Source organism: Paenibacillus polysaccharolyticus (assembly GCF_023714295.1).
Classification (GTDB): Bacteria; Bacillota; Bacilli; order Paenibacillales; family Paenibacillaceae; genus Paenibacillus; species Paenibacillus polysaccharolyticus_A.
Genome location: NZ_JAMAUN010000015.1, coordinates 1 through 14875, shown reverse-complemented (window position 1 = coordinate 14875; position 14875 = coordinate 1). Strand labels below are relative to the sequence as shown.

Genomic DNA, 14875 nt, shown 5'->3' with positions numbered 1-14875 from the left:
GTGAAGATGGTATTTCATGCGGCTCTCAAAAATACTTTGTATTAGATGAATGGATTTAGCTCTAGGGTCAGCAGTGAATCCCCCTGTTACCTGACGGTATCAAGGAATACTCGAGTGAAATATTCCGATAGGAGCAAAATTCATCTTCAACACCAGATTCGGCGCAGCCCCCCCGAAAGAAGCATTATTGCAAGGGCAACTGTCGGTCTGACCAAGCTTAGGTCGTTACCAGCAAACGCTGGGTCTCTTGTGAGATTACCTGCTGAATACTAGATTTGATAATATTGCAACCAGCAGCCAGATTCTCCATGGAAACCGTCAGCGGAGGCATGATCTTCAGGACGAGGTCCCCTCTGCCGGCCCTTTCAATAATAAGTCCGTTCTCGAAACTGATCTCCGACATCCGCTTCGCCCCTGCTTCATCCGTGAAGCCCGAAACGTCAATGCCCCAGATCAGGCCAATCCCGCGGATGGTGATAGATTGATGTAGAGGTTTAATTTCTTTATCAAGAAACGAGCGCACGAACTCTTCCTTCTGCTTCACCTGTTCTTCCAAAGCGGCTCTATCTCGGAACTCAAGAGCAGCCTTGGCAGCCACAAAAGCAAGCTGGTTACCGCGGAAGGTACCGTTGTGTTCTCCAGGCGTCCAAAGATCCAGTTCTGGCTTTAAGAGCAGTAGGGACATTGGCAGGCCGTAACCGCTGATCGACTTGGATAGGGTAACCATATCCGGCTCAATCCCTGCACGTTCGAAGGAGAAAAATTCACCCGTTCGGCCGCAGCCGACTTGAATCTCATCGGTAATGAGCAGGATATCATGCTTACGGCAAATCTGTTGCAAACCACGTAGCCACTGTGCTTCAGCGACGTGAATGCCGCCTTCAGCTTGTACTGTCTCAAGCAGAATCGCGGCCGGTTTATCGACTCCGGAGTGCGAATCACTCAGAATATTCTCGATGTAACCGAGTGTATCCATCTCTGCGAAAACCCCACTCGGGTGTGGTATGAAGGTAACTCCATCTAGAGGAAGTCCTGCACCTTCCCTCATCGACTTGGAACTTGTTGCCGAAAGACTGCCGAGTGACATACCGTGGAAACCGCCCATGAATGCAAATATACCGGTTCTTTTCTTCGCCTTGCGTGCAAGCTTGAGTGCCGCTTCCACTGCATTTGTGCCCGTCGGACCGCAGAATTGAAGCTTGTAATCTAGCTTCTTTGGCTCCAATATCCGCTCAGAGAAGCTCTGAATAAATTCGCGCTTGGCCATTGTGTACATATCGAGACCATGCATAATCCGGTCAGAAGTCAGGTAATCGAGAATCCGATCCTTGATATAGTCATTGTTATGACCGTAATTCAGTGCCCCAGCACCTGCAAAAAAATCAATATACGCTCTCCCATCCTCAGCATATAACAGGTCTTCCTTGGCCCGGTCGAATACTACCGGAAAGCTTCTGCAGTAAGATCTTACGTTAGATTCCAGCTTTTCAAAAATGCTCACGCGCTTCATCCTCCATCGTAATTGGGATAAGTTTAGCTTCATTCTTTCTGAAACTTCTGGCGTCATCGAGCAAAAAATTCTTGGCTGTCGTTACCACAATTGTCGGTCCTCGCATGCCGGCTTGCTGGGTATCCAGTAGACTGGTCTCTCGCACACAGCTTAGGTATGTATAAAAACCCACCAATTCAATTTTTTTCAATAATTGGAAGGTCGACCTGGGTAGAATTATATCAAATTCCCAAAGAATGTATAGTAAAATTTTGGTTAAATTAGATCTTCGAAGTATAAAGTGTTAATATTTCGCCTTAAATTAACATAATTAGGAGGATTACAAGTATAGTTTGTCATCAATCGAGGAGTTAAATCGAAGTAAATGTCTAAATTTACGAATGGAATTAATGGTATATATTACCTTTAAGTTCTTCTTTAAAGTTTAGATTCCTCTCAATTTACAGAAACTTAACACAATTGCCTAAATTACTCTTGTTAACTTAAATAAATAAATAAAAAAATTAAGGACTGTAAGAAGGTATACTTTTCATTTTAGTTTGCTTTTGTTTTGTAAAGATTAGCAGAGTTAAAAAATAGATTGAGGTCGATTTAACAACTATTTTACAAATTACATTTGTTTTTCGATATCAACAACGTGGTTACGCGCTCTTTTTCATTTGCTCCCTACAATGCCACTGCAACAAATGATCAAGGGCCGTATAGTGTATTTTATAGAACTAAAAAAGGAGCCACGAGTTAATTTCTCGGGCTCCCTTTTCGATGTTTAAAGCACAATCATTCTTCATAAATTCGGGTTCGAAACTGTTTTACTAGTTCACAACTTTTTCATCACTGAACATACTTGTTCATTCAAGCCTGGATTTTACTCAACCGTTACACTTTTCGCCAAGTTACGTGGTTTATCGACATCGTGACCCAGAGCGAGGGAAGCGTAATACGCCAGCAATTGCAATGCAACAACAGACAGAGCTGGGCTTAGAAGTGGCAATGTCTTAGGAATCGCAAACGCTTGGTCAACGGATTTAAGCAATGGAGCTACGTGCTCTTCGTACGTAATCGCCAGTACGTCTGCGCCACGTGCTTTTACTTCTTTGATGTTACTTACCGTTTTCTCCAGTACGTTCTCCTGTGTTGCCAAGGCAATAACAGGAATACCGTCCTCGATCAACGCGAGTGTACCGTGTTTCAACTCACCTGCAGCATAAGCTTCAGAGTGAATATAAGAGATTTCTTTCAGTTTCAATGAGCCTTCTTGTGCTACCGCATAATCCAAACCACGGCCGATGAAGAAGAGATGTTCATGTTTAGAGATTTGCTCCGCATACCCTTTAATCGCATCCGCTTGCTCCAGCATGGATTCCACTTGTTCAGGCAGTGCTTGCATCGCTGCCAGTGTGTGTGCAATCTCATCCGGTGTTTGTGTACCACGTACTTGTGCAAGGTACAGACCAAGCAGGTTGAACGCAATCAACTGGGACGTGTAAGCCTTAGTGGAAGCCACTGCGATCTCAGGTCCAGCCAATGTAGCAATTACATCGTCTGCATCACGTGCAATCGAGCTACCCACAACATTTGTAATCGCCAGTACATGCGCACCGTTAGATTGAGCTTCACGCAGTGCTGCCAGCGTATCTGCTGTTTCACCGGATTGGCTTACCACAATTACAAGTGTATCTTTATGAACGATCGGCGAACGGTAACGATACTCGGAAGCAACGTCCGTTTCAACCGGAATACGAACCATTTGTTCAATCACTGTACGTCCAACCAGACCAGCATGGTACGCTGTACCACATGCGATGATTTGAACGTTACGAATATTTTTAATTTGCTCTTCCGTCATTTTGAGCTCAGGAAGCTGCACTTTTTTGCCTTCATTGTCGATGCGACCCAGCATTGTATCACGATATGCTTTTGGTTGCTCATGAATCTCTTTCAACATAAAGTGCTCAAATCCGCCTTTTTCCGCGGTTACTGCATCCCAATCGACACGAATCATTTCCCGAGAAATAAAATTGCCCTCAATCGTCATCAATTCGACAGCATCATGTGTCAATACAGCCATTTCGCCATCATTCAGAATGTACACATTACGTGTATGTTCCAGAATTGCCGGAATATCGGAACCAATGAAGTTCTCGCCTTCACCAACACCAATAATCAATGGACTAGCTTGACGCACAGCAACAAGTTTCTCAGGCTCATGCTCTGTCAATACACCCAGTGCGAATGCACCACGCAACAACGTGATCACTTTTTGCACAGTTTTAACAATATCACCATTGTATTCACGTGCAACCAGGTGAGAAATGACTTCAGTATCTGTCTCGGAAGTAAACGTGTGACCTTGGGAGATCAGCTCATCCTTCAGCTCCAGATAGTTCTCAATAATCCCGTTATGCACAACGGAAAACTTCTGGCTTCCATCCGTGTGTGGATGGGAATTCTCGTCCGATGGTTTACCATGCGTAGCCCAGCGAGTGTGTCCGATTCCGGCATTACCTACCAGCGGAGCACCATCCAGCTTTGCTTCAAGATTCGCCAAACGTCCAAGAGCTTTCGTAATTTGCAGACCTTGCGGTGTAAATACAGCGATCCCTGCAGAGTCATAACCACGATACTCGAGCTTCTTCAATCCTTCGACCAATACCGATTGAGTGTTCTTATTACCAATATATCCAACAATACCGCACATAATTTAGTTCCTCCGTTTGTATATGAATACTGTGTCTGGAAGAGAAACAGGCAGAGGTGGACGTATTGGAAAATGATAGATTGCTTACCGTATCATGAATATCATTTCCTATTCAATTATCAATGATCAGAACGGCCTTCTGCCGCCCTGCTGTGTTCATGCTCTATTACGAATGCAATCATGAATGTACATCATTTTCCCGTCCGCGCACTGTTTACGCTCTTCACGCACATTCATTTTGAATTTTATCTGATCCTTTGCACCTACCGGCGCGTTGTGTGGACAGTCACCTATCCATTTTCCGCAATCCGGTTTACGGCTCTGGTGCATCACCGGGAGGTCCCCGCCGAACAATCCGAACACCTCCACCTCGTCAGCTTGATAGCCGTCCATGTTGACCATGTTATCTCCTGATTAGCAAAAGAGACATCCATCAACATGCGTCCCGCGCAACTTCAAGCTCTGGCGCTTGTGTAACTGTAACCTTACAATCCTCACTTTCCGTGTCTGAATGACGACTCCACTCATTATATGCACCTTAAGTCTATTTTGCAATGGAGCAAAGTACCTGTAACCATTTCAGCATATTTACCCACGCTCCCGGCCAAATAATCAGACCCATAGTCTTATCTGGCCAGGACGCAGGAACAATGAATGAATCGTTAATATATGGAATTAAAGCAGCCTCTGTATAACCATATGCCAAGATATCAATTATGTGAAAAATAACACTCAAATCACATGACAACAGGCTTTTTTCAGTAGGTTATACCAGTTCTTTTTGCACAACATCTGCAATCTGGGATACAAATTGCTCCAATTCATCCTTATCCGGCCCTTCAGCCATAACACGGATCAAGGACTCGGTACCCGATGCACGAACAAGTACACGACCATTATCCCCCAGTTTTTCTTCTACTGCGGCGATCGCTTCTCCGATGGCAACATTGCCTTCGTATTTGCTCTTGTCTTCAACACGAACGTTAACCAGCACTTGCGGGTACTGTGTCATGATTGCTTTCAACTCACTCAGTTTTTTACCCGAAGCTTTCAATGTGTCGACGAGTTGAATTGCCGTTAGCATGCCATCTCCCGTTGTATTGTAGTCCAAGAAAATAACGTGACCCGACTGCTCGCCGCCCAGATTATATCCACCACGGCGCATTTCTTCCATCACGTAGCGGTCACCAACAGCCGTTTTGGCTGTTTTCAGCGCCAGCTTTTCCGTTGCTTTGTAGAAGCCAATATTACTCATTACGGTAGACACCACCGTGCTATCTTTCAGCTTACCTGCCCGATTCATTGCGTCTCCGCAGATACAGAGAATAAAGTCACCATCCACTTCGGCACCCGTTTCATCAATAGCAATTAAACGATCGGCATCACCATCAAAAGCAAGACCAAGATCCGCTTGATGTTTCAGCACCTCTTGCTTTAAGTGCTCTGGATGAGTCGAACCGCACTGTTCGTTAATGTTCAGACCGTTCGGCTCAGCGCCAATGGCAATAACTTCGGCCCCAAGTTCACTGAATAATTTTGGCGCCAGTTCGTATGCTGCACCATTGGCACAGTCCAGTACAATTTTGAGACCAGAGAACGACTCGGATACAGTTGTTTTCAGAAAATCCAGATAACGATAACGAGATTGCTCATCCATCGTCACTGTTCCAAGACCTGCACCAACGGGGCGTGGTAGTTCGTCTTTTACCGCATCCATCAGTTCTTCGATCCGATTCTCCGTTTCATCTGACAGCTTGAAGCCATCTCCACCGAAAAATTTGATGCCGTTATCCTCCACAGGGTTGTGAGAAGCCGAGATCATTACACCCGCATCCGCTTTGAGCAAACGTGTAATATATGCGACACCTGGAGTAGACACAACACCCAAACGAATCACGTCTGCACCAATAGACAACAGACCCGCTACGAGCGCTGACTCCAACATGAGCCCAGAGATTCGTGTGTCCATACCGATCACTACTTTAGGTCTTTCCACCCCACCTGCAAGCACATAACCACCACAACGTCCGATGCTGTACGCCAGCTCCGCCGTCAACTCTTTATTCGCAACCCCTCTGACACCATCTGTACCAAAATATTTACCCATGATCTAACTCCTTCTATTTGCATCATATATGATCACATCAATATCATTTTTAAATTTAAAAATAAATAAAAATTTGCATAATTACGGATTAGAACCAGTTTTACTGCCGTTGTTATTATTTGCACTGTTGTTTACACTACCACGACTAGTTGATGCATTTCCCTGCTGACTTTGATCCTGCTGTTCCGTATTCGATTCGGTTTGCTCTTCTACAGGATCTGTATTTGGCTGTCCATTCTCAACTTCTGCTGGTGATGGATCTGGCCCTGATGGATTGCCCTCACCCGAATTCTGCTCTGGAGGAGCAGTCGCATCCTCCGCTTTCTCACTGATCTTCACCGTGGCTCTTAAATTATTGGATGCCTCATCCAGCTTGGCGAACCTCGGTAAATTAGCTTCCAGTTTAACTTCATGTGTGCCCACACCAAGTCCCTGGAGATTGGCCGTAAGCTTGATGTCATCCCCGCTTAGACCTTCAAGCATGCTTCGTGATCCGCTCAGCGTAATGTTCTGTCCACCACTTTTCGGAGTAACCAGTTCACCTTCCAGCCCACTCCCCACACCAGTTAAATGAATCGGCACGTTAGGAAAGACTTTAGTCGTCGTTTCGACCTCATCATATGGGGACACCGTTACTTTGATCTGAATCGAACTAGGCTCGATTTTCTCAGAACCAGAAGGCGACGTCAAGTCCACGTTAACTGTAGAGGTACCAGACTCCGTGAATTGCGTAAGATCAAGAGTAGCTTGGTCGTAGGACTGTATACCTGCAAGTACTTCCTCACTCCCATAAATCGAGACTTCTTTCACGCTTGGCTCGACCGTAGAGAGCACCAAACCTTCTGGTAATTGTCCTGCATATTTGATCCTCAAGGGAACTTTTGTGTAGGGCTGATTGACTGGTACTCGTACTTCGACCGTTTGAGGTGATATGGTTGCATTCTCGATCACTTTACCCTCAGCATCATATGCCTGAAGCTTCACTTTTTTCTGAACTACATCTTCCTTCGCATCCTTCACACTGACACTGCCCTGAACACTCGCTACAGCATCAAGCTGTCCTTCCGGCAAAGTTACCTTAACCGGAGCAGAAGGTTCAACCACGGGCTTTCCAGCCGTATATCCAGCAGAAGGCTCTCCTTCGGGTACAATATTCACGTTGAACGATTTGGTGCCCAATTTCTCCACGTTCACTGTCACCATGGACGGTTCCATACTGACCACTTCAACACCGGAAGGCAGATCAGGTACAAGCGGCAATGTGTTCGAACCATCCTTAACCTGACTCAAATCAACCAGAACTTTATAATCATCATTAGTAAAAATCGATGTCAACATCGAACGCTGTCCTTTAATTTCCAGTCGAACCTCATCTGTGCTAAGTGACGTAAGAACATAAGCATTACTATCCAGTCCGTACGGTTGAACAGGCACAGTACGTTCTACGACCTTGCTGGATATCCCCGTTGTAATGGTTGGTGTTGTTGGCACCTCATCCAGATGAATCATGAACCAGAGAAGCAGGCTTACCGCCAGTGCGAGTATTTTTGCAAAGTTATTGTTGTTAAACCATTTATCCATTTTTTCGTCCCCCCTTCCGTTTCCAGAAGGTCGACCATGCATTCTTTTTGCTCAGATTGGAGGTTGGACGCAATTCCTCATACAGTTTGGCGATCAGCGACTCTTCCTTAATATCACGAACCACTTGTCCGTTCATCGCCAGAGATACTTGCCCTGTCTCCTCCGAAACAACCAGACAGATTGCATCGGCCACCTCCGTTATTCCAATCGCAGCACGATGGCGCGTTCCCAACTCCTTGCTGATAAATGGATTTTCGGATAATGGCAGATAACAGGCTGCTGCAGATATTTGTTTCCCTTGAATGATGACGGCTCCATCATGGAGCGGTGTGTTGGGAATAAAAATGTTAATCATCAGCTCAGAACTGACAAGAGATTGCATTTTGATCCCGGATTCCGTGTAGTCATTCAGTCCTGTTTCACGTTCAAAGACAACCAGTGCACCAATTTTTCGGCGAGACAAATAATTCACGGACTTAATAATTTCACCAATTAACACGGTTAACTCTTCGTCACTTGCGGCGGCTGAGCGCCCAAACAGCTTACCTCGACCCAATTGCTCCAAACCACGACGGAGTTCCGGCTGGAATATGATAAACACCGCAACAACCCCAAACGTAAACATCTGGTTCATTAGCCATTTAAGAGTATACAGGTTTAGCCATGTACTTAACGCCCAGATTAACACAAGGAACAAAATCCCTTTGAGCAACTGAACCGCGCGTGTACCCCGCACAAGTAAAATCAGTTTGTACATAATATAGGTAACGATCAATATATCGATAACGTCCTTAATGGACTCTTTCCACGTTAAGTCAGCAAAATAATTCATAAGCCAGCCCCCGCTATCCCCATTGATGAGTAAACTCTGATCTCATATTAACCATTCGGGATTTTACATAATCCCTTCTTCGCATTTATCCAATGCTTATCTATATGTAGTATGTTCTCATTACTATCTAGGTTATAACGTTACCGTTCATGTTGCAAGTTACTCCAGTCACAAACTGCACATAAGCTTCCTTTTACCGCTTTTTCTTCCATTTAGGCAATAAAAAAAAGAGCACCCCACGCAATTCGGAGGTACCCTGCTTGGTATATACCCGTGAAGTTATACCCTGACTTAGCGGTAAGCCACTTCATTTACCATATTGGTTATTTTGTACCAAAACCAGTCCAGCGCCTGATCAATACTTTTCACCTGACCTGACACGTGGGCCGTGGAAGCTTGAAACAGTTGTCCGTCGATTACCGTCAGATTGCCGTCTACGTCGCCATACACCTGAGCGGTTCCATTCTCTATCGTAAGATCGCCAGCAACTGACTTACCTTCTGGAACAATAACCGTGTTGCCTTGAATCACGAGCTGATCCAGACTGTTCCCCTTAACGACCATTTCGTTGTTCTGATTCCAGAAACTGAAGGCGCTAAAGAGCATCACGACCAAAAAGAAGGCTGCCGCCGTCAGCGCGGGATGTCCTTTGACCCATCTGAGCCATACTTGCTGTCTCTTGGGCTGTGGCAGAGCATTCATAATTCGATTGGTCAGCTCATCCGAGGCAGACGGTGAATAATGTTTCATGGCAAAGAGTAGCATTTCCGTCTGTTCCAACTCTTTAAAGCGCATGCGACAATCCGGACAGATCAACAAATGGCTTTTCAATTCAGTTTTCTGATCCGGGGACAACGACTCATCCAAACATTCATGCATTAAAGAGACGGCCGAGTTGCAATCCATATGAGAGCCAATCCTTTCCTTAGACACTTAGTCCATACACCTGCAAAAAGCATGCATAAGACTTGCATACATTTCATACGCACCCGTTTGAGATATGTTTCAAATTATTTTTGCCCAAAATTTCGGGTGATTGTGATTATAACTTATATTCTAGTTTTTTGCGCAGAAAATCACGGCCACGGTGCACCCTTGTCTTAATCGTTGTTACGGGCATACCTGTGACATCACTGATCTCCTGTAATGACAAGTCCTGTAAATATCTCAAAACCATAACGGACTTATACTTGGCTGGTAAGCTATCAATCGCCTCACGGATGAGGGTCTGTGTTTCGGAAAGCAGTGCTTCACTCTCTGGTGTTCGATCATCACTAGGAAGCATTGCGTAGCCGTCAGATCCTTCCTGATCATTCAGTTCTGCATCAAGTGAGTAAGAAGGTTTCTTTCTCCGTAACCGGTCAATGCACAAATTCGTTGCAATCCGATAGATCCAGGTCGAGAATTTCTGATTCGGATCATACTTTTCCATATTTCGAAACACACGCAAAAACGTCTCCTGAACAACATCCTCCGCTTCGTGACGGTTGCTCAGCATCCGATATGCCAAATGAAACAGCTTGTCCTTGTATAATTCAACGATTTCTGCAAAGGCTCTCTGGTCTCCCTTGAGTACCAGCTTCACAAGCCTGTTCTCCAAATTGTCCACCCTGATTCCCCCAGACATGCTGATGGGTCTTCCGTCTTCTGATACCCGTCCACACTTGTAATTCACCAATCAAATCGTAAATCAACTTTGGTCAAAAATCAAGACTGTATGACAAATATCCTCCAAAAACAGTAAAAACGGGAACTCCGTGAGGAGTCCCGTCTAATCTCTCCTCTCATAAGAAGAGATGGATATTTATTTTGTTACATAAATCATTCATTATATGAGTGTTGTGAAAGGTCTCTCATCATACATCAACCTGTATTCCGCAACCCTGCTGCAATACCATTGATGGTCAACAATACTTCCCGAAGTAGTTCAGTATCATCCTCACCACGTTCACGCATGTCACGCAGTTCACTGAGCAACTGCACTTGCATGTAGGAAAGTGGATCAACATACGGATTACGCAAACGGATCGATTCCTGAATTACAGGCACATCATCCAGAATTTCAGCTTCACCTGTAATTTTCAAAATCAGCTCTTTGGTAAGTTTAAACTCCGATTCGATCTGACCGAAGATACGGTCACGAGCTTCTTTATTGGAAGTCATGGCCGAATACTCTTTAGCGATCACTAGATCTGCTTTGGCAATCGCCATCTGCACCGTATCAATCAGCGTACGGAAGAACGGGAAGTTAGCATACATATCCTTCAGGACGTTCAGGTTTTCCTCTTTGCCCTGATAGTAGCTTTGTAGCCCCGTACCTGCCGCATACCATGCCGGAAGCAAGTAACGACTTTGGGTCCAAGCAAATACCCATGGAATCGCACGCAAGTCTTCAAACTTGTCACTGCCTTTCCGTTTAGAGGGACGCGAACCAATATTGAGCTCGCCCACCTCAGGAAGAGGCGTAGACTCCTTAAAGAACGTGAAGAAGTCCGGGTCACGGAAAATGAGATCTTGATACTTCGTCAGTGACACTTCGGAGATGTCTTTTATAATCTCATCCCAAGCTTGCTCAGATGCCGACTCTTGCGGCTCCAGACCATTCAAAGCCGCTGTAATTAGCGCTGAAGTAGCCTGCTCCAGACTACGGTAAGCAATCCCCTGCAGAGAATACCGAGATGAAATAACTTCACCTTGCTCCGTAATCTTGATGCCGCCGCCAATCGTATGAGGAGGTTGTGCAAGAATACTACGGTTCAGTGGCATTCCGCCACGTCCGAGCGCTCCGCCGCGTCCGTGGAAGAATTTCAGCTTCACACCATGCTCATTGCCCACAGCCGTAATCGCATTCATCGCTACGCGCAGTTCCCAGTTTGCCGTAACTACACCGCCATCTTTATTACTGTCTGAGTATCCAAGCATAATTTCGTGCAACTCATTACGTCCAGTCACGCTTGCACGATATATAGGTAAGTTAAACAACCGTTGCATAATTTCCGATGCTGCATGAAGGTCGTCAATGGTTTCAAACAATGGTACAGCTTGCAGTGTAGAGATCACTTCGCCGTTTGCCCCTTTGGAGAACAAACCAACTTCTTTGGCAAACACCATCACTTCAAGTAGATCACTTGCTCCTTGTGTCATACTGATCAAGTAACTCGTGATGCAACCTGTACCGAACTCATTCTGTGCACGCTTAATCGCGCGGAAGACATCCAGACACTCTCTTGTACCTTCCGTGTACTGATGATACGGAGAAGTAAGCGGTCTTGGATCATCCAGCAAACGAGCAAGCAGATCGATTTTCCCGTCTTCTGTCAGACGTGCATAATCGTCTACAATATTCATTTTCGCCAAAATTTCCGACATTGCACTTTCATGCTCCTTGCTGTGCTGCCGCACATCCAGAGAAGCCGTATGGAATCCGAACAGTTCAACCTGACGAATCATTTTACGAACCGTTGTATCCGCTACATAGTCAGCAAAATGATGACGCAAGCTACGGTCGATAATTAACAGATCATCAATCAGATCTTGAGCGTTCTGGTAGCGATCCGGCTGACCAACCTTGTTCTCATCAAGAACATTGTTCAGCTTGGCAATCATGTAAGCCAGTTTAATGCGATAGGGCTCTTTTTCATTACGCCAAATGTCAACTTTTTTCAAAGTAACACAGTTGCGATCCTGCTCAATCGACTGCGCCAGTTCATCCGAGATATGAATGATGTTGGTGCTGAAGCTGAGGTGTCCCATAAGTTCAATCATAATCCGCTGATACTCACGCAAAGCGAGCTTGCGTTGCATGAGAAGCGTTTGCCATGTTACATCTGAAGTTACCGATGGATTTCCATCCCGGTCTCCACCAATCCAGGAACCGAAACGCAAATACGTCGGCACATGCCAGTCATGGTCTGGATAAAATTTATTCAGGCAGCGTTCCAGCTCCTGATATACATCCGGAAGTACATGGAACAACGTTTCATGAAAGTAATACATCCCGTTCCGCACTTCGTCGAGTACGGTCGGTTTGCGATCGCGTAGCTCATCTGTCTGCCAGAGGGTAATAACCTCATTCAACAGTTTCTCACGCAGCTGTTCACGTTCACGCAACGTCAGCGTAGGATTGTCGAGCAGCATGACATCTTCAGAGATCCGTTTATGGATATCCAGAATAACCCGGCGCATCGCCTCCGTCGGGTGAGCTGTCATCACGAGTTCCAGTGATAAATCATCCAGAATCTCCTCTACTTCGGTATGAGACAATCCACGTTCCTTCAGATCCTGAACTGCCTTTTCAATCGAACCTGGCTGCACAGCGTCTCCTGCAGAACGTTCATAATCCCGTTTACGCCGAATCCGATGGTTTTGTTCAGCAATATTAACTAATTGAAAATAAATAGCGAAAGCTCGAATAACCTGATGACGATTGTCCGAGTCTAATTCCTGGATCATCGTTTTGAACTCTTCATACAGTTCTGGCAAAAACTCTGCACGCAACGATTTGCTCGTTTCCCGAATCTTCTCAACGACATCTAGAAGCTCCGTGCCTCCTTGATGGACAAGAACCTCTCCGAGTATGTTGCCCAGGAACCGCACGTCTCGCCGAAGCAGGTTGTTGGATTGGCTTTTGCTGGCGGTTACCATAGTTTCAGTCATGCTTATCCTCCCATCTGATCGTTCCATTCGTACACGTAAATTTGACACCTTCATAACATCATACAATAAAATGGCACGAAAATCTTTATTTTTCTACTAGTAAAAATGAGGATTATCCCCGAAATACATCACAAAAACACGCTTTTTTATTCATTTTCTTGTTCTGCTTCTATGAATAGCCATATGCTGTCGCATGATACCTTTTTCACGTACTTTTTACACCTGGAACATCTCATAACTAATCTAAAAAATTCATAATTATGCAGTTTACTTATTCTAGGTTTGAAATACGGAAGTCAGCTTTCAATTTTCCAGCTTTAAGCATTCATTGATATACAGACGTTCCAAAGAAACATGACCGGCAAAGCAAGCTTTTGTATACTTTACCACACTGACGCAATGAATTAAAGAGAAATTTCGATTTTCTAACACTTACCGTTGTCTTTTGATATATTTCTTATGTATTTCACAGTAAATTTGTTTGTCCCCCATAACTTAACACTCCTCCTGCTACATAATGTTCTTGTGTATTTGGGCAGATTACTTGATAGCTCGTACAACATAAAGGAGGAGTTCACATCATGAAAAAAGCCACAACCCTTATTGCTTCTATGCTAGTTGTTGCCGCAATGGCTGGTTCTGCAGGTGCTGAAGGCCATATGACCAACGGAATGGATACCAACGGTTCACGTGTCAAGTCTTATCAGAACAGCAACTACATGGACCGTACAAACAGCAACTTGAACATGAACATGGATGGTAACTATCGTACGAATGGTGATTACCGAAACAATGGAGATTACCGTACAAACAGTGTACGTACGAATGCAGCTACAACAACAGACCGCGACAACGGAATGGACTGGGGATGGCTTGGCTTGCTAGGATTGCTGGGACTGGCCGGTATGCGTAAAAGAGCAACCGATCATCACGAGCGTTAATGGATTGATTCCTTTGTAAAAAAAAAGACCTCCGCTACTAAGATGGTCATCCACTGACCTTTAGCGAAAGCAACCATAAGAGAGCCAAACCCTTTGTATGAAGCGATACACAAAGGGTTTGGCTCTTGAGATACATACAAGGCGATATATGCCTCAGATCGCCCCCTAACACAGTATATCAATATCTCAAATTCATTCTTATATATGCAAAAAAAGTCCCTGCTATAAGCAGCAGAGACTTTAGTTTGAATCAGTAAGCGGGTGATGGGAATCGAACCCACGCTATTAGCTTGGAAGGCTAAAGTTCTACCATTGAACTACACCCGCACAAACAAAAATCGGGATGACACGATTTGAACATGCGACCCCCTGGTCCCAAACCAGGTGCTCTACCAAGCTGAGCTACATCCCGATATGAAAGGTAATAATGGCGCGCCCTGAGAGATTCGAACTCCCGGCCTTTTGATTCGTAGTCAAACGCTCTATCCAGCTGAGCTAAGGGCGCAAATATTGGAGCGGAAGACGGGAATCGAACCCGCGACCCTCGCCT

The 14875-nt window shown here is 45.1% G+C and carries 10 protein-coding genes and 3 tRNA genes; 1 reads left to right on the top strand and 12 read right to left on the bottom strand.

Annotation, left to right across the window (positions count from 1 at the left end):
* Positions 1–217: 217 nt before the first annotated feature.
* From ectB to ppc, 9 genes are all read right to left on the bottom strand, one after another.
* Entirely contained in the window at positions 218–1501 is a 1284-nt protein-coding gene (gene ectB / locus M3629_RS25480) for a diaminobutyrate--2-oxoglutarate transaminase (protein WP_251511300.1), read from the bottom strand.
* 874 nt (positions 1502–2375) lie between these two features.
* The gene (gene glmS, locus M3629_RS25475) at positions 2376–4208 is read right to left on the bottom strand and encodes a glutamine--fructose-6-phosphate transaminase (isomerizing) (RefSeq protein ID WP_090924350.1); all 1833 of its coding nucleotides are present in this window, start codon (positions 4206–4208) and stop codon (positions 2376–2378) included.
* Positions 4209–4364: 156 nt separating this feature from the next.
* Entirely contained in the window at positions 4365–4601 is a 237-nt protein-coding gene (locus M3629_RS25470; RefSeq protein WP_251511299.1) for a hypothetical protein, read from the bottom strand.
* 373 nt (positions 4602–4974) lie between these two features.
* Positions 4975–6315, bottom strand: a complete 1341-nt coding sequence (glmM, locus tag M3629_RS25465) for a phosphoglucosamine mutase (RefSeq protein WP_251511298.1) — start codon at positions 6313–6315, stop codon at positions 4975–4977.
* Between the two features lie 81 nt (positions 6316–6396).
* Positions 6397–7896, bottom strand: a complete 1500-nt coding sequence (locus M3629_RS25460) for a CdaR family protein (RefSeq protein WP_251511297.1) — start codon at positions 7894–7896, stop codon at positions 6397–6399.
* Positions 7889–8728, bottom strand: coding sequence for a diadenylate cyclase CdaA (gene cdaA, locus M3629_RS25455; RefSeq protein ID WP_251511296.1), 840 nt, complete (start codon positions 8726–8728; stop codon positions 7889–7891). Before cdaA ends, M3629_RS25460 begins: the two co-directional genes overlap by 8 nt.
* A gap of 291 nt (positions 8729–9019) precedes the next feature.
* Positions 9020–9634 (bottom strand): zf-HC2 domain-containing protein, encoded by a 615-nt coding sequence (locus M3629_RS25450; RefSeq protein ID WP_251511295.1) that lies wholly within the window; start codon positions 9632–9634, stop codon positions 9020–9022.
* Positions 9635–9770: 136 nt separating this feature from the next.
* Positions 9771–10337 (bottom strand): RNA polymerase sigma factor SigW, encoded by a 567-nt coding sequence (sigW, locus tag M3629_RS25445; protein WP_090924356.1) that lies wholly within the window; start codon positions 10335–10337, stop codon positions 9771–9773.
* Between the two features lie 254 nt (positions 10338–10591).
* On the bottom strand, positions 10592–13384 hold the full coding sequence (gene ppc, locus M3629_RS25440) for a phosphoenolpyruvate carboxylase (protein ID WP_251511294.1): 2793 nt from the start codon (positions 13382–13384) through the stop codon (positions 10592–10594).
* 581 nt (positions 13385–13965) lie between these two features.
* Here ppc and M3629_RS25435 point away from each other — a divergent pair.
* Positions 13966–14325, top strand: a complete 360-nt coding sequence (locus tag M3629_RS25435) for a WGxxGxxG family protein (protein ID WP_251511293.1) — start codon at positions 13966–13968, stop codon at positions 14323–14325.
* Between the two features lie 256 nt (positions 14326–14581).
* On the opposite strand, the gene M3629_RS25430 is transcribed toward M3629_RS25435, so the two are convergent.
* The 3 genes from M3629_RS25430 to M3629_RS25420 form a co-directional block, all read right to left on the bottom strand.
* Positions 14582–14652, bottom strand: a tRNA-Gly gene (locus tag M3629_RS25430).
* Between the two features lie 11 nt (positions 14653–14663).
* Positions 14664–14737 (bottom strand) — tRNA-Pro (locus M3629_RS25425).
* Positions 14738–14753: 16 nt separating this feature from the next.
* Positions 14754–14830 (bottom strand) — tRNA-Arg (locus M3629_RS25420).
* Positions 14831–14875 lie beyond the last annotated feature (45 nt).

Coding starts and splice junctions, on each gene's coding strand:
- glmS (WP_090924350.1), bottom strand. CDS start 4,208: ATGTGCGGTATTGTTGGATATATTGGTAATAAGAACACTCAATCGGTA.
- M3629_RS25470 (WP_251511299.1), bottom strand. CDS start 4,601: ATGGACGGCTATCAAGCTGACGAGGTGGAGGTGTTCGGATTGTTCGGC.
- glmM (WP_251511298.1), bottom strand. CDS start 6,315: ATGGGTAAATATTTTGGTACAGATGGTGTCAGAGGGGTTGCGAATAAA.
- M3629_RS25460 (WP_251511297.1), bottom strand. CDS start 7,896: ATGGATAAATGGTTTAACAACAATAACTTTGCAAAAATACTCGCACTG.
- cdaA (WP_251511296.1), bottom strand. CDS start 8,728: ATGAATTATTTTGCTGACTTAACGTGGAAAGAGTCCATTAAGGACGTT.
- M3629_RS25450 (WP_251511295.1), bottom strand. CDS start 9,634: ATGGATTGCAACTCGGCCGTCTCTTTAATGCATGAATGTTTGGATGAG.
- ppc (WP_251511294.1), bottom strand. CDS start 13,384: ATGACTGAAACTATGGTAACCGCCAGCAAAAGCCAATCCAACAACCTG.
- M3629_RS25435 (WP_251511293.1), top strand. CDS start 13,966: ATGAAAAAAGCCACAACCCTTATTGCTTCTATGCTAGTTGTTGCCGCA.